The sequence below is a fragment of the Pseudomonas sp. SG20052 genome, assembly GCF_031766055.1.
Lineage (GTDB): Bacteria > Pseudomonadota > Gammaproteobacteria > Pseudomonadales > Pseudomonadaceae > Aquipseudomonas > Aquipseudomonas mandelii.
The window spans coordinates 6,401,845-6,421,274 of the sequence record NZ_CP134498.1; the positions used below are offsets into that span (position 1 = coordinate 6,401,845).

Consider the following 19,430-nt stretch of genomic DNA (forward strand, 5'->3'; position numbering starts at 1 on the left):
GTGTCCGGGCTGGCCCCTTCGCGAGCAGGCTCGCTCCCACATTGGAATGCGTTCCCCTGTGGAAGCGAGCCTGCTCGCGATGGCAGCGACCCGGTTTCGAGCTATTACGCAGCCAACAGCCGCAACGCCTTATCCTTCAACACCCCCAGATCCATCACCGGCACGCCCATGTCCTTGGCCTGTTCATCCCACTGGCGCATCCGCAAACTGGCCTTGCATAACGGATCCTTCTCGAAGGCTTCAGCCTCTTCCGCGGTCATCACCCCACCCTGGTATTCCAGGGTCCGGCGGCTGGCTTCGCTCAATCGCTCGTAGTACCCGGGCTCTTTAAGCGTCAGATAACGCTTGGCCTGAACGTGGTATTCCACCAGCCGCGCCAGGCGCTCGCTGAAACCGGCCCGACGCAAGTAATCGGCGCCCAGACGTTCGTGGCTGACCACACCAAAACCACCCATGTTCTCGGCGCTCTCGCCACAGATATGCCCGATGTCATGGAAGAACGCGGCCAGCACCACTTCGTCATCAAAGCCCTCGGCCATGGCCAGTTCGGCGGCCTGGGACATGTGTTCGATCTGCGACACCGGCTCGCCGATGTAATCGCTGTCGCCAAAGCGTTCGTACAGCCCAAACACCTCGGCGATCACTTGCTCATTGCTGTCCATCAATGCTCTCCCAATAAGGTGGCGACGTTACGTTCGGCCAGCGCCGGGCCGACGCTCATGCCGACACCGGTGTGCATCAGCGCCACGCTCACACCCGGCATCGGGAGCAGAAACGAGAACGGCCCCGGCCCCCGTGAACCATAGACGCCCTGCCAGCGCTCGACCACCTGCACCTTGCACCCCAGGGTTTGTTCAGCGAGTCCGATCATCCAGTCATCGACCTGCTCGGCATTGAACGGCGATGGATCGCGGCCGTAATGGTGGGAGTCGCCGATGATCAACTCACCGTAAGGCGTCGGGCTGATCAGCAGGTGGATGCCGTTTTCATGCAAGTGTGGCTCCTCGCGCAGAATCTGCGCCTGCACCGCTGCCGCTTCCGGCAGATCGGCGAAGGCGCCGTAATGCACGCAACTTAAACCGGTGAGCAATGCGTGTTGCAGGTTGAGGTTGATCTGCGGCCGGGCGCGGAGCATTTGCAGGCGGCAGATTTGCGGGTTGAGCGCGGCGATCGGCTCGGCCAGCAAGGTCTGATAATCGTGGCCGGAGCAGACGATAATCTGATCGGCGCTGAACGTGCCAGCCGTGCTGCGCAGGCGACCCGGCTCGATATCGCGCACCAGGGTAGAGAAGTGAAACGCGACGCCGAGCTCGCGACGCAAGTAGTCGATCAACGCCGGAATCGCTTCACGGGAATACAGTTGCTGATCGTCCAGGCCGTGCAACGCCGCGCGGTGATGGCGGAACTGACCGCCGTAGAGATCGCGCAAGGCAGCACCGCGCAGCAGGTCGACGCGGTAACCGTATTCCACGGCGCGGCCGGTGCAGAAGGCTTCGAGCAGGTGTTCTTCGGCTTCGCTGCGAGCGAACAAATACGAGCCGTTGCGCTTGAGTTGCAACCCGGTCAGTTGTGCCCATTGGCCCCAGATCTCGCGGCTGGCCCTGGCCAGTTCGAGCATCGGGCCCGGGGGTTGGCCGGTGACGAGGGCCTGGCCGAAGTTGCGGACCGAGGCGCCCAAGGGGGTTTCGCTGCGTTCGAAAACCGTGACCTTCAGACCGCGTCTGGCGGCGGCGTAGGCGTGGGACAAACCGAGAATGCCGGCGCCGACGATCAGCATGTCGTTGTGGTGTGTCATCAAGTGATGTCCTGAATTTGAAGCCGCCTTCGCGGGCAAGCCTCGCTCCTGCAGGGTTGCGCGTTATCACAAACGACACCAACCCTGTAGGAGCGAGGCTTGCCCGCGAAGAGGCCCTTCAGCCGATAGAGATCTTACTTGGCAGCCACTTTCTCGGACTTGCCGTCATACCGCTTGCGCCACTCGCTCAGGATTTCGTCGCGATTCTTCGACGCCCAGGCAAAGTCGTTCTTGATCAAACGCTGCTCATAATCCGCCGGCAATTCGGTCTGCGGCTTGGCAATCCCCGGTTGCGCGAGCACCGCGAAGTTCTCTTTATAAAGCTCCATCGCCGCCGGGCTGGCCGAGAAGTCAGCCAGTTTCTTCGCCGCCTCTTCGTGTGGTGTGCCCTTGATCACAGCGGTCGCTTCGATCTCCCAGCCCAGGCCTTCCTTCGGCAGGATGATGTCCAGCGGTGCGCCCTGACGCTTCAGCTGAACCGCCGGGTATTCAAAGGAAATGCCGATCGGGAATTCACCCGAAGCCGCCAGCTTACAAGGCTTGGAACCGGAGTGAACGTACTGGCCGATGTTCTGGTGCAGGTCGTCCATGTACTGCCAGCCCTGCTTCTCGCCGAAGGTTTGCAGCCAGGCGCTGACGTCGAGGAAACCGGTGCCGGACGAGGCCGGGTTGGGCATCACGATCTTGCCTTTGTACTCAGGCTTGGTCAGGTCCTGCCAGCTGACCGGCTTGGTCAAACCCTGCTTTTCGGCTTCGACGGTGTTGAAGCAAATGGTCGCCGCCCAGACGTCCATCCCGACCCACGCGGGCGGGTTGGCGGCATCGCGGTAGTTGCCGCCGATCTTGCCCAGGTCCTTCGGCGCGTAGCTTTGCAGCATGCCCTGCTGATCGAGGATGGCCAGGCTCGACGCCGCCAGGCCCCAGACCGCATCAGCCTGCGGGCGGGCTTTTTCGGCCAGCAGTTTGGCAGTGATAATCCCCGTGGAGTCGCGCACCCACTTGATCTCGACGTCCGGGTTAGCCTTTTCGAAGGCTTCTTTGTAAGTCTTCAGTTGCTCGGCTTCGAGGGCGGTGTACACCGTCAACTCGGTTGGCGCCGCGAAGGCGTTCAGGCTGAAAGCGGTGAGGACAGCAGCGGCCAGGGCCATAGGCTTGAACATGATCTTTTCCTGTTTGAGTTGAGGGTTGGTCTTTTATGGGGACAGATTTATTTACCAGGAGCGGTCTGCCGCCAGGCCTGGGAACGGCGCAGCAAGCCGCGCGAGGCCCAGGCCAGCAGCAGGGACACGCCTGCCGAAGTGAACAGAATCAGGGTCGACATCGCCGCCGCGCCGCCGACGTTGCCGGCGTCGTCCATGTTCAGCACCGCCACCGCTGCGAGGATGGTGTCGGGGCTGTAGAGGAAGATCGCGGCTGAAACGGTGGTCATGGCCGAGACGAACAGGTAGCGCACGATGTCCAGCAGCGCCGGCAGGCAGATCGGCACGGTGACTCGCAGGTAGTGCCGATACAGCGGCGCCTTGAGTGACAACGCGGCGGCCTCGAACTCGGCGTCGAGTTGACGTAGCGCCGTGGTCGCGGTCATTTGTGCGGTGGTCAAATAGTGAGCAATGGTGCAGACCACCAGCAGCGTCATGGTCCCGTAGAGCACATGCAGCGGGTTGCCGCTGAGGTTGAAGAAGAAAACGTAACCCAGGCCTAGCACCAGACCCGGCACCGCCATCGGCACGAAACTGAGCATGCGCAAGGTCAGGTTCAGTCCGCGCTGGCCTTTGGTTTTCTCCATCAGGTAGGCGCCGGTGAAGATCAGCACGCTGCCGATCAACGCCGTGCACAAAGCCATTTTTACGCTGTTGCCGTAGGCCAGCCAGCCGCCGCCCGCGGTGTCGCTGAACTGGTAATGGTTGAGCGACAGCGACAGGTTGTACGGCCAGAACTTCACCAGCGAGGAGAACACCGCCATGCCGAACACCAGTAGCAACACCGCGCAGATCAGCAGCACGATGGCCAGATAACAACCGTCCCGCCGCTTCGACGGCGCGGGTTTGAAGACTTGGGCGCGGCCGCTCATGGCGTCGCCGTGACGTCGACGCAACCAGGCATCGACTGCAAAACTGAAGAGTGCCGGCAGCAGCAGGACCATGCCGATCAACGCGCCGCGACCGAATTGCTGCTGGCCGACCACGGCCTTGTAGGCTTCCAGCGCCAGCACTTGATAGTCGCCACCGACCACTACGGGCACGCCGAAGTCAGTGATGGTCAAGGTGAACACCAGGCAGAACGCCGCGAACACGGCCTGACGGGTCGCTGGCCAGGTGATGCTGCGAAAGGCTTTCGCCGGACTGGCGCCCATGCTGGAGGCGGCATCGAAAAGTCGCGCATCCGCCAGGGAAAGCGCCGACAGAAGAATCATCAGCGCGTGTGGGAAGGTGTAAATGACCTCGCCCAGAACAATGCCCCAGAAACCGTAGATATTGTCCGAGAGCAAGCCGCGCAACATGCCCTGATTGCCGAACAGATAAACCAGCGCAATCCCCGGCAGCATCGACGGCGCCATCAGCGGCAACAACGAAATTGCGCGCCAGATGCCTTTGCCGGGAATCAACGTGCGTTGCAATGCGTAGGCAAACAGGTAGGCCAGCGGTACGACGATCGCCGCCACGCTGAGGGAAACTTTCAGGCTATTGCCGAGCAACCAGTGGAAGTTCGCACTGGTCACCAATTCGCGCGCAGCCACCAGGCCACCGCCCTGCCCGGCCTCGGAACTGAAACCGCGCCAGAAGATCGCCAACAACGGCATCAACACCGCGAGGCCGAGCAACACCAATAAAAGGAGTTTGCCGCCGACCACGAACACCCGGTCGCCGATCTCGGCACGGGAGGTCTGCCGAACCTGCTTGTGCGGTATCGGCAGCGCGATGTTCGCGCTCATCAGGCAAACACCTGCAGGCTGCGCGGGGGCAAGGCGACCATGATCTGCTGCGCACCGAGGCGCGGCATGGCTTCCGGTGCCAGTTCGGCCAGCAATGCGTGGCCGGGCAGTTGATCGAGTTCGAAGCTCATGCGGCAGCGGTTACCGAGAAAGGTGATCTCGCGAACCTTGGCCGGGAACAGGTTTTCTTCATGCACCGGCGGGTTGACGTTGATCGCTTCCGGTCGGCAAAAAAGACGGCCCGACGTGGTTTTAGCGCTGCCATCCGCCAGGCGCATGCTCATCCCGCCGACCTGGGCGTGGCTGTCACTGCTGCGGCTGAATGGCAGCCAGTTGCCCTGGCCGACAAACTCCGCCACAAACGGCGTGGCCGGGCGGTCGTAGATGTCCTGCGGCGTGGCGTACTGCTCGACCTTGCCGTTGTTCATCACGGCGATGCGGTCGGCCATCAGCATGGCCTCGTCCTGATTGTGCGTGACCATCAGGGTGGTGACGCCGAGGTTGCGCTGCAGTTGGCGCAGTTCTGTGCACAAATGCTCGCGAACCCGGGCGTCGAGGGCCGACATCGGTTCGTCCAGCAGCAACAACGATGGCGCCGGCGCCAATGCCCGAGCCAGCGCGACACGTTGCTGTTGGCCGCCGGACAACTGGCCGGGGTACTTTTTCTCGCTGCCGGTCAGGCCGACCAGTTCCAGCATCTGACCGACACGTTTGCGCACTTCATCACGACCACTGCCGGCGAGGCCGTAGGCAATGTTCGCTTCGACGGTGAGGTTGGGGAACAGCGCGTAGGACTGAAAGAGAATGCCGTAGTCCCGGGCCTGGGGTGCCAGGTGGGAAACGTCGCGATCGCCGAGGTACAACTCGCCGCTGTCCTGTTTCTCCAGGCCGGCGATGCAACGCAGCAACGTGGTTTTGCCACAGCCGGACGGGCCCAGCAGGCACACCAGTTCACCGGCCGCCACGTCGAGGGAAACATTGTCCAGCGCGGTGAAGGCGCCAAAGCGTTTCTGCACACCGCGCACTTTCATCGGGGCGCCGGGGTTGGTCAGGGCAGTTGCGATCGAGTGGTTCATGGACAGGCCTCATCAAGCAGATGAAGCCCATCCTAGGTTTGTAATGCGTCCGTCATGTGGCAGTGAGGCAAAATCGGCTGATAGTGGTATTCAAGAATTTGGGTTGGATACGTTGGTGCACTGACGGACGCCTTCGCGGGCCCGCCTCGCTCCTACAGGGGAATGCGATCACCTGTAGGAGCGAGGCTTGCCCGCGAAGGCGCCCTCACATTCAACACAAATCTCACGCGGGGGCCATTTCCTGCGCCAAACCCAGGAACGCCGCCGGCAACCGCGCGCCTTTGCGCTCCTTGAGGCAGTACAGATACTCCGGAATCTGCGGCGCATTCTCAATCGTCAGCACGCGCAATTGCGGGTCATGCGGCACTTCCTGTCGGGCAATGATGCTGATGCCGATGTTGCGCAGCACCGCCTCGCGAATCGATTCACGGCTGCCAATTTCCAGCAACGGCCCGAAACTCACCCCGGCGCTGGCGAGCAATTCTTCGGTCAGGCGTCGAGTGGTCGAGCCTGATTCGCGCATCAACAAGGTATGCCCGGCCAACGCGCTGAGCGGCACATGATCGTGCGCCGCCAGCGGATGGTTGCGATGCACCGCCAACACCAGCGGATCGCTGCCGAGCACCCGCCGAATCAGTCGCGCGTCATCGAGCAATTGTGACGACGCCGCGACATCCACCCGGTAATCCTCCAGCGCTTCCAGCACCTGCTGGGAGTTGCCGATTTCCACCGACACTTCCACTTGCGGCAAGCGCTCGCGGAAAGTCTTCACCAGGTCGAGGATGTAATACGGCGCAGTAGCAGCAATGCGCAATGTGCCCTGGACCTGGCCACTGTTGCGCAGGAAAAACTCGATGTCGGCTTCCTGCTGCAACAGCGCCTTGACCATCGGCAACAGCCGCGCGCCTTCATCGCTGACGCTGAGGCGGCGGCCGCCACGGTAGAACAGCTCAACCGAATACTGGCTTTCCAGATGGCGGATCTGCGTGGTCACCGTGGGTTGGCTCAGGCCGAGCTTTTTCGCCGCCAGGGTAATGCTGCCCAGGCGGGCAACCATGTAAAACGCCTTCAGCTCGGCACTCAGCACACCCGTCCCTCATCGCTTACTTGCGCAGCAGGCGCAAACCGTTGAACACCACCAACAGGCTGACACCCATGTCGGCGAACACCGCCATCCACATGGTGGCGATCCCGGCGAAGGTTACCCCAAGAAAGATCACCTTGATGACCAAAGCGAGGGCGATGTTCTGTTTGAGAATGGTCGAGGTTCGACGCGACAGGCGGATGAACGCAGGGATCTTGCGCAGATCGTCGTCCATCAGGGCGACATCGGCGGTCTCGATGGCGGTATCGGTGCCGGCGGCGGCCATTGCGAAACCAATCTGGGCGCGGGCCAGCGCCGGCGCATCGTTGATGCCGTCGCCGACCATGCCAACACGATGGCCCTGTGCATAAAGTGCCTCGATGGCTTGCAGCTTGTCGTTGGGCAGCAGATCGCCCTTGGCCTCGTCGATGCCGACTTGCGCGGCAATCGCCTGGGCGGTGTGGACATTGTCGCCGGTCAGCATCAGGGTTTTGATGCCCAGATCGTGCAACTGCTGGATCGCTTCGCGGCTGGACTCTTTCACCGTGTCGGCCACGGCAAACAGCGCCAACGGGCCGGACTTGTCGAGCAACAGCACCACCGATTTGCCCTGTTTTTCCAGGGCAAACAGCTTCTCTTCCAGCGCAGGCGAACACAGGCCCAAGTCCTCCACCAGGCGATGGTTACCCAAGTGGTAGAGCTGACCGTTGATTTCCCCGCGTACACCGCGACCGCCCAGGGCTTCGAAGTTATCCACAACGAGCGGCGCGAATTGTTTATCCACCGCCGCATTGGCGATGGCCAACGACACCGGGTGGTCCGAGCGACCGGCCAGCGCTGCGGCAATCGCCGGGGCAGTGGCGTCTGCGGTGGGATCAAGCGACACATAATCGGTCTGCACCGGTTTGCCGTGGGTCAGGGTGCCGGTCTTGTCCAGGGCCAGGTAATCGAGTTTGTGGCCACCTTCCAGATAAACGCCGCCCTTCACCAGGATGCCTTTGCGTGCCGCCGCGGCGAGGCCGCTGACGATGGTCACCGGAGTGGAAATCACCAACGCGCATGGGCAAGCGACCACCAGCAAGACCAACGCGCGGTAGATCCATTCGAACCAGACGGCGCCCATGAACAGCGGCGGAATCACCGCCACGGCCAAGGCCAGCAGGAACACCGCCGGGGTATAGATTTTCGAGAACTGATCGACGAAGCGCTGGGTCGGCGCCCGTGCGCCCTGGGCCTGTTCCACGGCGTGGATGATCCGCGCCAGTGTGGAATTGTTCGCCGCTGCAGTGACCGAATACTCCAGCGAGCCTGCTTGGTTGATGGTGCCGGCGAAGACCTTATCGCCCACCGTCTTCTCGATCGGCAGACTTTCGCCGGTGATCGGCGCCTGATCGATGGTCGAACTGCCCGACACGACTTCGCCGTCCAGGCCAATCCGCTCGCCGGGACGCACCCGCACTCGCGCACCGAGCTCGATGGTTTTGACCTCTTGCGTGACCCAGCTGCCGTCGGCTTGCTGCACCGTCGCCTGTTCCGGGGTCATCTGCATCAAGCCGCCAATGGCGTTACGCGCCCGGTCCAGCGACTTGGCCTCGATCAACTCGGCCACGGTGAACAGGAACATCACCATCGCCGCTTCCGGCCATTGCCCGATCAGGATCGCGCCGGTGACTGCGATGCTCATCAACGCGTTGATGTTCAGGTTGAGGTTCTTGAGCGCGATCCAGCCCTTCTTGTAAGTGGTGAGGCCGCCACTGAGGATCGAAATCAGCGCGATGATCGCCACCACCCAGTCCGGCGCGGCACTAGTGAAGTGGATCACTTCTGCCGCCAGCGCACCCACGCCGGACAGTGCCAGAGGCCACCAGTGCTTTTTCTCGGCGATCGGCGCTGGCGCTTCGGCGCCCTGTTCCATCGGTTCAGCCACCATGCCCAGCGACTTGATCGCCTCGATGATCGGCGCAGTGCTCGGCAGGTCATGGGTCACGCCCAGGACCCGATTGATCAGGTTGAATTCCAGTTGCTGCACCCCCGCAAGCTTGCCCAGTTTGTTCTGGATCAGCGTCTGCTCGGTCGGGCAGTCCATGGCGTCGATGCGGAAGCTGCTCAGCCGCGCGCCGTCGGTCGGCGTGTCGCTCAACTTGATCAGCGAAGGCGCTGCCGCCTTGGAGGAACAGCAGGAGTCGCCGTGCCCGCCATGGTCATGCTTCTGCACAGGCTGCAGCTTGTGGCTGTGATCGTGATCGTGATCGTGATCGTGATCGTGATCAGCCTCGGGTTTGTGGGTGTGAAGGGAATCGCTCATTGGTTGCGTCCATGAAGGTGCCTGTTGCCAAGTAAAGACCCTGTAGCCACTATAGGGTCAAGCACCCTTTTGGAGATTGCTGTCATGAAGATTGGAGAACTGGCGAAACTCACCGACTGCGCCGTCGAAACCATCCGCTACTACGAGCGCGAAAACCTGCTGCCGGAGCCCGCCCGCAGCGACGGCAACTACCGCGTCTACACTCAGGCCCACGCCGAACGCCTGACCTTCATCCGCAACTGCCGCACGCTCGACATGACCCTGGAAGAGATCCGCAGCCTGCTGGCCCTGCGCGACAGTCCGCAGGATCAGTGCGAAAGCGTGAACGCGTTGATCGACGAGCACATTCATCACGTGAAAGCGCGGATCGACGGATTGATGGCGTTACAGACGCAACTGCTCGACCTGCGCCAACGCTGTGGCGAGGGCCCGGACATTGATCAGTGCGGGATTTTGCAGCGGCTGGAAGTGAGTGGCGGGGTGGTGGCGACGGAAGTTGAGCATTCCCATGTCGGCAGGAGTCATGGGCATTAGCCCCATCGCCACATCAGCGACTAGATCAACTTGAATTCCAATATGCCTCGATGCCCCATGCCGTAACCGATGCCCGGGACCATGCCCGAGCCCAGAAAAAGGCTGCAGCGCAGGTGAACGGTCTCACCGCGATGCTTTTGATAGACAGAGGGCTCAATCCGAAACTTGAGGGGTGAATCGGGATTGACCGTCAACTTGCGCTGATAGTCTCTCCAGGCTCCGCCCTGCCCGCCATTCGCGCTACTTACCCAGAGCATTTCAATGGCGTTGTTTGTTCGCAGGTTTTCAATCCGCGGAATGGTCAGAACGACGCCATCGGGATGTGGGTCAATCTCCAGAACGCCCTCAGAGACGCCCTCAATAGAAACCGGGCCGGTTTGAATCAGTGCCGGGGCGAAGGTCATGAGCAATGATGCAGAAGGTATAGCGCCCCCGCCTCTTTCGATGACAAAAATGGCCTCGACCCGGTCTCCTTCAAACTGCCTTGCCGTGTCGTCGGGCACAACAAAATGCAACGGCATAAAACTCTGTACGGACTGCGGCTGCGACTGATAATTGCCCCCCGAACCGCCAAACGCCGCCCATTGCACTCGAACCTGATCGCCGATCTGAAATTCTCTATCGTTTACCGCCACGACCACTCGAAGTGAATCGACGAAGATCGGTGCGCCGGTGAAAACCTCCATGGGCACCACGCATCCCCATGGATCGAGGCCCGGAATGAAATGAAAGAGCCCCGACTGGCTTTCACAGCCAATGAACGGCGCTCCTGTCAATCCGCTCCTTAGAGGGCTTGTGCCGAAATGTCGCTCCGAAAAGCCGTCCGTTCCACCGGCCGCAGTGTTATTCATGACAAGGCTCCTGAAATAAAAAGAGGGTGTTGCTGACCACGGCCTGATGGCCTCGTGATCAGTCAAACACCCTCTCATTTATTCGCCTACTGGCAGAAATGACAGTCAGGTAGAACCGTTTCTAATAAACAGCCCTGCCCGTCAAACAATCAGACGGCCATCGGTGCCGTCATCGGCGCGTGATGCTGATACCCCTCAAGCGAGAAATCGCTCGGCTCGATCAACTCCAGCCACTCCGGCTGATACAAGCCGGTCTCGGCAAACTCCGGCACACGGTCACTGATCACCAGTTTCGGCATCGGGAACGGCTCGCGCTTGAGCTGTTCGTTGAGCATGTCCAAATGGTTTTCGTAAACGTGGGCATCACCGATGAAATAGGTGAACCAGCGCGGTGTGTAGCCGGTCAGTCGGCCGATCAGGCTCAGCAACGCGGCGCCTTCGGTGAGGTTGAACGGCGTGCCCAGGCCCAGGTCGTTGGAGCGGATGTAGAGCGTCAGGGAGATTTCCCTGGTCTCGACATTCGGGTGGAACTGGTACAGCAGGTGGCACTTTTGTGGACAGGGTATTCGGTGTCAAAATTACAAAGCCCATTAAAATTAGAGTGATATACATATCGCCTCTCAAGTTTTTCACACCGAGAATTTGACACCGAGAGATCAGGTGTAATCGCTACCCATCCAAACGGCACCAGCCACTTGGGCAGCTGATTAGCTACTCATAAATTCAATAGTTACGAATTCTATTCTTAGATAGCTTAACGAAATCTAAAACCACACAGCACTCATGCCAATTACACCTTCCACATGAGAAAGTTGCTTTTCCATAATGCAAACCATCAAAGCATGTAAACATTACGCGCATTTTAGAGCATATACTCTAACGATACTTATATATTGACAGCAAAGCAACCCTAAATATTACGTTGCAGCTCAACAGGTTATGAGTTTCATCAACCGCAGTAAGAAATAATTATTGACGCTCGCTTACTTCACTCCTTAGGATAAATATAAATATTCTACGGTGACAACCATGGAAGTTAAAGTTAAAGAAGAAGACAGGAAAATATTGTTAACTATACCAAACGAAAGGCTGCGACAAGGGTATCAATGCCTGCCCATCCGCTATCCTGAAATAATTAAACACTGTGAAGCGGAAGTTTTTGCCAAAGCATTGTTGAATACTTGCTTCGGAAAAAAATTACACTCCTGCATCTTACCATTTGTGAAAAGCCACTTTAGATATATTAGAATCAACCAAGTAGAACTAGCCAACATAGAGAACTGGGATATATTTTTTCTAAATTTCTTTCGATATTACCTAACTGATGACAGCCACACTAAGGCGTCAACTAAAACGCGCTTAAATAATTGGACTGTCGGCAAAGCATATATCGAGAATCTTAAGCTATTAGGCATTGTTCCGCGAAACACGGTGATTCCAGATTCCAGGATTAAAACGGAACGAAGCCGCAGCGCTAGTAGCGAAAGCCAAGTATTGACCGGGAAGAGAAAATATCAAAGCGGACGAGTGAACAATATTGAACAAAAGTATTTAATAGACTTTTCTTACGCAAAGTCAGAGAAAATCTACTTCGACGATATCAAAAAAGAACTTCTTAGCACTGCAAATTCCGTTCAGCGAGAAGCCCAAGACTATTGGCGCAAGATGAAACAATGTCATACCTTAGGAAGGTCACTTGTTGAGCTAATACCTTCTTCATTACTAGATGAAGAGATCGGAAAGATTAACGAACCTAAGTCAGCCTCGCACACCAAGACGCCTCTTATAAAATTTAGTACCCCTGAATTGACTCTCGCTTGGTTTCTAGCATGCTTCCAGCGGCTTTTTTTACGAGGCGAAATCAAAGCCATTTCAATTACAGAAATACAAAATGCGCGTTACTTCAGGAAACATCTTAACGGCTACTACATTGATATGATTCAGCGCACTGCTAGGGAAATGTTAGATAAATTGACCCACCCTAAAATGCCTTTTCCTGAAGTAATTTCAAGGCTGCTGGGAATGTTCAGCGCCCGAGATTGTGCCGTTGCTTCAGCCATTCTAATTGATGAAGATTGCTCAATAAATCCAGACACCATCGGTTCAGCCCAATATGAAGACAAAGACGGCAAGAAATATATTACGCTCCTTGAGAATTCAGAAGAAGTCATTCTTAGCCTCTCCAAAGACAGAGCAGTAAAGCGATTTCAAGTCCTCACCCCTGAGATATCCACGCAAGTAGTTCTCGACATTATCGACTGCACAAAACTAATTAGGGACTACTTAACTCCCAGCAATCCAGGTGCAGCAAATTATTTATTCCTCGTAGCGACTAGGAACGGATTTGGGCCGCCAAACAACATATCCCTGCAGATGAAGGGCGGCTCGGGACTACCATGGTATGACTATTCCAAGGAAAATTTTGAGCGTAAGAAGGTAGCCAAGGAAAACTTTAATCTTTCTGCTATACGAAGTACTCGGGGAATCATAGTTTGGTTAGAAACGGGTTCTGTAAGGCGCATGGCAAAGGCTCTTGGTAATACTGAGCGAATTGTAATGAAGTCCTACCTTCCGCAATGGCTTATTCGAAAAAGGAACGAACGAAATGCTAGAATATTTCAACAGACTTTGATTCTTATAGCATGTGCAGGAGCACCTTGGCTGCTTGAGGCTTCGGACTTTCATACACTGCTAGATCTGGAACAGTTTGTTTTAAGTGCCCTCTCATCAGAGAATAACCAAAGTGATTTGTCTTCCGAACTTAAAAGGCTATATCAACCCGACAATAGTGTCGAAAGCCATTGCAGAAATGCCCTGTCATTAAACCTTAGTGAGCAATCCCTTACTGCCCTTTATACCTATGCAGATTGGGCATCAGAAGAACAGTTCTCAATGGATGATATATTAAGGTGCGCTCTGGTTGATCTTGCAGTGTTACTTCAAGCGACAGCTGAACAGCCAGTCGGCACAGATTACAAGTGTGATATTGTTCGCTCGAATATTCAAGGCGACTCCCACCTCGATTTCCAGGCTTTGAACAAAAAAGCTTTATTAAACAAGTCGATCGCTTTGGCCTCCATTAAGCAAATAACAGTAGCTTAGGTTAGTTATGAAAACTGGCTGTGAAGACGAATACATATTCCGTTTGCTAGCGCAGGCACAAGATAAGCTTGACGTTTTTAGAGGGCCTTTAAAAGCTAGTTGGTTACTTGAGGGTGGTGAAGGTTCTGCAGTTTGGTTGCTGTCGAATGCCGGAAAAGAAGAATTTACAAACGGCAACTGGTCAAACGTAAAAAAAGTTAATTTCGAAAGCACACTTCCAGACCGCAGTAATTTACTGGATCAAGAAAACAAAATCTTGCTCAATACAATTCAACGCTGGGCTTTTGTTATGAAATCCGGCCTGCTTGGCCACAGTTGTACGCCGGACAATTTAGTAGGTGGTGTAGGTTGGATAAAAAACTTAGCCAGCTGGTTGATTTTACACCAACACATTTATCGCCCTAAACAAAATGGATTTATGGATCTCGATCAAGACGGACTGTCGACGTTATTCAGAGCTTTAAGCATCGATGGCTGGAGCGAGGCCCTCGACTACATACCAAGAGCGTTGTCAGCGCTGTTAAATCAGTGTGATATGGATGACGAGTACAGTGGCTTAATATTGGCTCCATTTGATATCACGAGCGATATTGCGCATCGCATTCATACTGCACTGAAAAACAGGGGTTTGATTTCTGGACGTGGGGAGAAATCCAGAATCTCCAGAAGCTACCTAGCTCAAAGCCTTGGCACGCATCCTACCGCATTCAATACTACGAAAATGCGATTGTTTCTACAGCAGTTTGAAGGACGACAAACGCTCAAAGGAATATTGTCTTCCGCCAGAAAAGGCTCCAAGCACCAAAGCCAAAATACCCTAACGGTCAATGAAGCATTGAGTAAACGGGCATCCATTGCTTCGCTTGTTAAAAATTCAGAATACTTAACTCAATTCTTGTCTGGCAATAAAAAACTACCCGATCAAATTCCAGTAAAAGACGAATTCGATATCGAATCGCTCGTAAACGCGAACAAAAAAAACTGTGAATCATCCTCCCATACCAAACTCATATCACTTTCTACAGGTCTGAAAGTCCTCCGAGAATCTAGTAAATGGGTTACATGTTATGGAGACGGTTTGGTTACATTGATCCTCGATACTATAAAGCAAAAACTTCTACTAGAGCGCAAAGGTTTAGACGGGATCAAGACTTTGCAATTACTCTCCATACAAATTGCTTCTAAAGCGAGCGAAATTCAGGTGAGAAATCCTAATACACTGGTGCCTGAGCCACTTAACAAATCTATTAATGAAGAGTTTTTAAGATCGGGTTTTGACTTAGATCTTAATTCGACCCACGGTGTCCGAACTGCAATGCGAGCATTGATAGGTTCCTGCGCTGTACTTATTGCGATGCTTAAGCCGTCCAGAGATGACGAGATCGCTGATCTCAGAAATGATTGCTTGATTGCGCTGGGTAACGAAAAAATCAGCTATTGGCTTGAGCACAAAGTAGGTAAAAGTGGTTTCGAAGACTTTAACCTCGATGCAGCAAAACCGATTCCTTACATAACTGCGAGGGCAATAACCTTGCTCCAGCGGCTTCAAAAAGAAGCATGTTTTCTATATAGCGATACTAGCAAGATGGCCGAAAAATTATTTTATTTCCCTGAAAACAAATCGTTCTCACAACCTGGTTATAAAGACCTATCCGGGAGAATTAATTATTGTATTGATACACTTTGCGACATCGCCGGTACGGATATTGACGAGTATGGACGGCGCTGGTATGTACGCATCCATGAAATGCGAAAATTCTTTCTTATCACTCTGTTTTGGCAAGGAAAGTATCATGTTTTAGATACTGTTCGGTGGATGGCAAGCCATACGAATGCGGAACACAGTTACGCGTATCTTGAGGCGAACTGCCCAGGCACCGAAATTTCGCGTATTGAAGCCGAATATGTCGACCAGAAACTACTGAGATTGGAAGATGGAAATATCCCCGACGCTGAATCAGGGCTTGTGCAATTGTACAACCGAGTAAAAAATCATTTTGGCGTTTCAAAGATAGAAGGCATTCGTGGCAAAGATTATTTTGATTTTCTTATTGACCTGAAAGATTCCGGCATATATTCAGTCCGACCTTACACTATAAAAATTGAAACTGAACACGGGACTGTGAGCGACTTAGAAATAGCTATACGATACAAGGAGCTCTAACATGAAAATGCGCACACTCGATAATGCAAAATCTCGTATTACATGGCTGCGCAGAATAATAGCAGGAGATTATAAACCAACAAAACTTGAGTGTTCGAAGCTAATTAACCTAAGAGAGTTTTGCACTTTAGAAACAGCAACATACAAGCCAACATCATATAACTCGCTAAAGAATGCCTCTCAGGCTATTTTATATAACCCTCAGGAGAATAGCTATCCTTCTGCTTGGTATGAGATCAAATCGCTGCGCGAATCAGCTTGGAATATTAGCCTAGAGAAAGTTAAAAAAAGCAATCCAAAAATTAGTAATAATGACAACTTTAAAGAACAGGCAAAATCTTGTCTACTGCACGCGCAATTATGCAGCCTAGCCTATTTTGAATTATTAACGCAGATCAATTCGCTAATCAGACCTGGCAATCGAAGGATTGACGAAAAGTCAAAACTCGCGATAAACCAAGTAATCCAAAACAGCCGAGCCAAATTTGATTCAATTGTTTCGACAGTTCCAAACCCAAATATCGACCCCAATATCGTTTGGCTCAATGAAAGGCGGTAAGCTTATGAGAGGGCAGCTTTTCACGACCTACGACTCAGTCTTATTACCGTCATACATTCGAATTTCCAATGTAGCGGGAGAGTTAAGCGTTCAAACTAACGAGCTTGCCAAATTAGCTTTAACTATTTGGCCAGACGGTCGGCCTTGCGCGATCGTTAACTACTGGCTGACCGAGCAAGCTTTGAACTTAACAGGCGATTCAATCACAACATATGCCTCACAGCTTACGCACTTAATTAAATTCTGCCACAATAATAAAAAGAACTTTCACGAACTCAACGATCAGGATATTTTTGACTTCGTCCGTCAAATGAAAACCCCCACAATCCTAGCTGGCAAAAGAAAAAGAGCAAGCAATAATCAAATACGGCAGATTCTCAAACTTTCATTGCGTTTTTTAATGTGGTTTCAGAACTCTAAAATTTACTTTAGCGATAGAATCTTGATCGGCACTGCGGAAGTTAATGCAAAAATAACAATAACCTGGAAACAGAGCTCATATACTCGTGCCCGGTACATTCATCACATGGCCATGCCACCAAAAAATAGTCAAATACGAGAAAAGTCACCTATATCCAATGAGGTAATTACCAGTCTTGAGAATAGTATTCCAATAGATCCCACAACATCAAATGGATACAAAACAGAACAGCCCATCAAAAATTACATTACCGATTATTTGTACGAGCGAAGAACTTTTTGTTTGTGGATCTTTAAAAGATCTGGTTTAAGACCTGCTGAACTGACAGAGATTCCGGTTGACGAAAATCGTGACCATCTTTCTTCTGGAGCCATTCTCCTTCCCACAAAAAAGACACGAAACTCCAAACCTATTTTACGCACGTTTTATCTTTCGATGAGTGAAGGAAGTCGCGTAGCACGATACCTAAGGGCACGAAGCGCCTTTTTAGCCAATCTGAAAAAGCATGGGCGTGTTGTAAGTGGATCAAACGTTTTTTTACTGACTAACAATGGCCAACAATTAACCCGACTAGCGTTAACAAAAGAGTTTCAGCGCCTAGTAACCAGAGCGGGGCATGCCAACCAGAAGGTCTGCATGTCTATGTTCCGTCATCGCTTTATAACGAAGGAGATCCAACTGTATTTGAAGGAGTTTTCGATAACGCAAGATAGATATGATTTCAGCGACGATGTTCTGTTTCAAAGCATTTTGAAGCGCATAGCCACTAAGACCGGCCATAAGTCTATTCGATCTTTATGGAGCTATATAAATCTAGCCATCAATGACTTATTCATTTTTGCTGAAGCCGATGAGCTTATAGAACAAAACAACCTCTACACTGAAGGAATGCAGCTATCCGCGTCTCTTAGGCGAACAACAAAGGTTGTAGCGCGGCGAAATAAATCATTAGCAGATGAGATACAAACTGACCTTAACAATTTCGAAGCGCTTATGAAAAAATTATTTAGGAAAGCGTGATCTCGCTATATATATATTACAATAAGTCCAAGACGTATTTTTCGTCACAGACTTAATACCCCGAGCAATCCGGGTATGCGAACAGCGTTCGAGATCTTGCACTATCGATAAAATGGTAACTTAGCTGATACTTGCTTATTAAAGCCTCGGCAAAGTCTACGCGGCCTAAAGCAAATAAAGATATCAAAACATTTTTCAAGCCATTAGTTTTGTTAAAAATATGCTTAAGCTCATCTTCTAAATCGGAAGCTGCAGCCGAGGCTCTTAATTCATATTCATAAATCAGCTGATAGCGTTCAACGAAAATATTTTCGCGCGCGAAGTAGAACAACGATCTCAGTCCTGCCACGACGCCAGGTGTTAATGAAGCTCGCATTTGATTGTAGATTTCCCCCCAAACTTTCTCAGAAAAAATAATGTCTTCAACCAGGCTCTTTTTATGTAGTACGGAAAAATTCACGATCTCTATTTTGTGCCTTTCTCGGAAAATCGGATGGCGACGAACCCAGTGATCAAAAAACTCTAAAATCGTTTCCTCAGATATACCTAGCAATGGTAGTGGATCATCTATCAAGCTCGAAAGGTAGTAATGAGACTTGATTTTCCCAAGCACTTTTCCGAAATCATTGCTCGTGATTCCATATTCCGAGCGAATAGCGTGTTTAACCGGTTCCAATGCTCCGCCAGCCCACGTCGATTTTGGCGGTAGTCTCTTGGCCACACTATATATTTGTGGCCGACTAAGCTTTCCCGTAAATGTACCTTGTTGATACTCCTCACAAAGAAACTGAGTAAGTTGATGAAGCTTGTCCAGATTTTCTTCAAGCTCTGCAAATTTTTTGAACAAAACACGAAAGTTTATTGATGCCACTTCAGTCAAATGTTTTTGGCTAGTGTTACTTATCGGGTAGCGAAAGGTCTGCCCTGTGGCGTCAACGCTTGCTATATCAAGTACTGTCGGATCGATAACCGAATTGATCCGCGCAAATCTATCATCTAGCCGCTCGGAGATAGACTTAAAATATTCCCAAATCGAACCAATGTCGTGTGAACCAGCATCATCGAATTCAATGCGGATATTCTTGAGCTCGGCAATTAGACTGAGCTCTTTAATCGCCCCCTTGAGCCTCAACTCTACGGAATGCCTCATATTGAAACACACCGGATAAATGAGGTCGTCAACGCTAAGGTTCATACCACTGTCGTTCAGCACTAGCTCGATCAGAAGATTTGCAGCCTGCGAGAATCCTCGCGAGTATTCAACGTAACTAGGGTTTCCGTTGTTACCCACACATGCATTAGCCCAACCAGGCTCAGCCTCACGGAATGTGCTGTTGTCCTTCATCAAGAATCTCCCTGTACGAAGCGTTATTTGCTTCAAAGAGGATACCAAACAACGTGACAGCCAGGAGAAACGAGACAGCGGCAATGCGCCTCGTGGACGCACTGACGAATGACTGCCTGCAGTCAGTGATGAAGCGAGAGCTACCTCTATTAGGCGTCCGTTAGGCAATGCTCGGCGTACGTCTTCTATTGCGCTCTCAATCGCGTCATATGCAGGGTGTGCTGCACGGACAAACTCCAACG

Annotated in this window: 14 protein-coding genes and 1 pseudogene; 5 read left to right on the forward strand and 10 right to left on the reverse strand. The window is 52.9% G+C overall.

All coding sequences use genetic code 11. The features are described from left to right. Window positions 1-104 precede the first annotated feature (104 nt). The 7 genes from RHP74_RS29475 to RHP74_RS29505 form a co-directional block, all read right to left on the reverse strand. The gene (locus RHP74_RS29475; RefSeq protein WP_311096821.1) at window positions 105-662 is read right to left on the reverse strand and encodes a phosphonate degradation HD-domain oxygenase; all 558 of its coding nucleotides are present in this window, start codon (window positions 660-662) and stop codon (window positions 105-107) included. After that, window positions 662-1,795 carry a TIGR03364 family FAD-dependent oxidoreductase gene (locus RHP74_RS29480; RefSeq protein ID WP_311096822.1) on the reverse strand — a complete coding sequence of 378 codons (1,134 nt, stop codon included), beginning with the start codon at window positions 1,793-1,795 and terminating at the stop codon, window positions 662-664. Before RHP74_RS29480 ends, RHP74_RS29475 begins: the two co-directional genes overlap by 1 nt. A gap of 134 nt (window positions 1,796-1,929) precedes the next feature. After that, the gene (locus RHP74_RS29485) at window positions 1,930-2,955 is read right to left on the reverse strand and encodes a putative 2-aminoethylphosphonate ABC transporter substrate-binding protein (protein WP_010466757.1); all 1,026 of its coding nucleotides are present in this window, start codon (window positions 2,953-2,955) and stop codon (window positions 1,930-1,932) included. A 47-nt stretch (window positions 2,956-3,002) separates the two neighbouring features. Continuing rightward, complete coding sequence (locus RHP74_RS29490) at window positions 3,003-4,727, reverse strand: putative 2-aminoethylphosphonate ABC transporter permease subunit (RefSeq protein WP_221107710.1); 1,725 nt, start codon at window positions 4,725-4,727, stop codon at window positions 3,003-3,005. Beyond that, the gene (locus RHP74_RS29495) at window positions 4,727-5,803 is read right to left on the reverse strand and encodes a putative 2-aminoethylphosphonate ABC transporter ATP-binding protein (RefSeq protein ID WP_010466754.1); all 1,077 of its coding nucleotides are present in this window, start codon (window positions 5,801-5,803) and stop codon (window positions 4,727-4,729) included. Before RHP74_RS29495 ends, RHP74_RS29490 begins: the two co-directional genes overlap by 1 nt. Before the next feature lie 223 nt (window positions 5,804-6,026). Continuing rightward, window positions 6,027-6,890: a LysR family transcriptional regulator gene (locus RHP74_RS29500; RefSeq protein WP_010466752.1), complete on the reverse strand. Its 864-nt coding sequence runs from the start codon at window positions 6,888-6,890 to the stop codon at window positions 6,027-6,029. Between the two features lie 16 nt (window positions 6,891-6,906). After that, window positions 6,907-9,192, reverse strand: coding sequence for a heavy metal translocating P-type ATPase (locus RHP74_RS29505; protein ID WP_311096823.1), 2,286 nt, complete (start codon window positions 9,190-9,192; stop codon window positions 6,907-6,909). Window positions 9,193-9,276: 84 nt separating this feature from the next. Between RHP74_RS29505 and cadR the strand changes: the two genes are divergently transcribed. Next, window positions 9,277-9,726, forward strand: coding sequence for a Cd(II)/Pb(II)-responsive transcriptional regulator (cadR, locus tag RHP74_RS29510; protein WP_010466748.1), 450 nt, complete (start codon window positions 9,277-9,279; stop codon window positions 9,724-9,726). A 20-nt stretch (window positions 9,727-9,746) separates the two neighbouring features. Here the strand turns inward: cadR and RHP74_RS29515 are convergent, their stop codons facing one another. Together RHP74_RS29515 and RHP74_RS29520 are read right to left on the reverse strand one after the other, a co-directional pair. Beyond that, window positions 9,747-10,577: a hypothetical protein gene (locus RHP74_RS29515; protein ID WP_311096824.1), complete on the reverse strand. Its 831-nt coding sequence runs from the start codon at window positions 10,575-10,577 to the stop codon at window positions 9,747-9,749. A 149-nt stretch (window positions 10,578-10,726) separates the two neighbouring features. Then, window positions 10,727-11,125, reverse strand: a pseudogene (locus RHP74_RS29520) (thymidylate synthase); the annotation flags it as partial. A 481-nt stretch (window positions 11,126-11,606) separates the two neighbouring features. On the opposite strand from RHP74_RS29520, the gene RHP74_RS29525 reads away from it, so the two are divergent. The 4 genes from RHP74_RS29525 to RHP74_RS29540 are packed head-to-tail and all read left to right on the forward strand — an operon-like array spanning window position 11,607 to window position 17,843. Beyond that, entirely contained in the window at window positions 11,607-13,679 is a 2,073-nt protein-coding gene (locus RHP74_RS29525) for a hypothetical protein (RefSeq protein WP_311096825.1), read from the forward strand. A gap of 7 nt (window positions 13,680-13,686) precedes the next feature. After that, entirely contained in the window at window positions 13,687-15,843 is a 2,157-nt protein-coding gene (locus RHP74_RS29530) for a hypothetical protein (RefSeq protein ID WP_311096826.1), read from the forward strand. 1 nt (window position 15,844) lies between these two features. Continuing rightward, a complete protein-coding gene (locus RHP74_RS29535; RefSeq protein ID WP_311096827.1) occupies window positions 15,845-16,402 on the forward strand; it encodes a hypothetical protein in 558 nt (185 codons plus the stop codon). Further along, a complete protein-coding gene (locus RHP74_RS29540; protein ID WP_311096828.1) occupies window positions 16,389-17,843 on the forward strand; it encodes a hypothetical protein in 1,455 nt (484 codons plus the stop codon). Before RHP74_RS29535 ends, RHP74_RS29540 begins: the two co-directional genes overlap by 14 nt. 52 nt (window positions 17,844-17,895) lie before the next feature. Here RHP74_RS29540 and RHP74_RS29545 read toward each other — a convergent pair whose 3' ends face one another. Next, window positions 17,896-19,188 (reverse strand): hypothetical protein, encoded by a 1,293-nt coding sequence (locus RHP74_RS29545; RefSeq protein ID WP_311096829.1) that lies wholly within the window; start codon window positions 19,186-19,188, stop codon window positions 17,896-17,898. Window positions 19,189-19,430: the final 242 nt, after the last annotated feature.

Coding starts and splice junctions, on each gene's coding strand:
- RHP74_RS29475 (WP_311096821.1), bottom strand. CDS start 662: ATGGACAGCAATGAGCAAGTGATCGCCGAGGTGTTTGGGCTGTACGAA.
- RHP74_RS29480 (WP_311096822.1), bottom strand. CDS start 1,795: ATGACACACCACAACGACATGCTGATCGTCGGCGCCGGCATTCTCGGT.
- RHP74_RS29485 (WP_010466757.1), bottom strand. CDS start 2,955: ATGTTCAAGCCTATGGCCCTGGCCGCTGCTGTCCTCACCGCTTTCAGC.
- RHP74_RS29490 (WP_221107710.1), bottom strand. CDS start 4,727: ATGAGCGCGAACATCGCGCTGCCGATACCGCACAAGCAGGTTCGGCAG.
- RHP74_RS29495 (WP_010466754.1), bottom strand. CDS start 5,803: ATGAACCACTCGATCGCAACTGCCCTGACCAACCCCGGCGCCCCGATG.
- RHP74_RS29505 (WP_311096823.1), bottom strand. CDS start 9,192: ATGAGCGATTCCCTTCACACCCACAAACCCGAGGCTGATCACGATCAC.
- cadR (WP_010466748.1), top strand. CDS start 9,277: ATGAAGATTGGAGAACTGGCGAAACTCACCGACTGCGCCGTCGAAACC.
- RHP74_RS29515 (WP_311096824.1), bottom strand. CDS start 10,577: ATGAATAACACTGCGGCCGGTGGAACGGACGGCTTTTCGGAGCGACAT.
- RHP74_RS29525 (WP_311096825.1), top strand. CDS start 11,607: ATGGAAGTTAAAGTTAAAGAAGAAGACAGGAAAATATTGTTAACTATA.
- RHP74_RS29530 (WP_311096826.1), top strand. CDS start 13,687: ATGAAAACTGGCTGTGAAGACGAATACATATTCCGTTTGCTAGCGCAG.
- RHP74_RS29535 (WP_311096827.1), top strand. CDS start 15,845: ATGAAAATGCGCACACTCGATAATGCAAAATCTCGTATTACATGGCTG.
- RHP74_RS29540 (WP_311096828.1), top strand. CDS start 16,389: ATGAAAGGCGGTAAGCTTATGAGAGGGCAGCTTTTCACGACCTACGAC.
- RHP74_RS29545 (WP_311096829.1), bottom strand. CDS start 19,188: ATGAAGGACAACAGCACATTCCGTGAGGCTGAGCCTGGTTGGGCTAAT.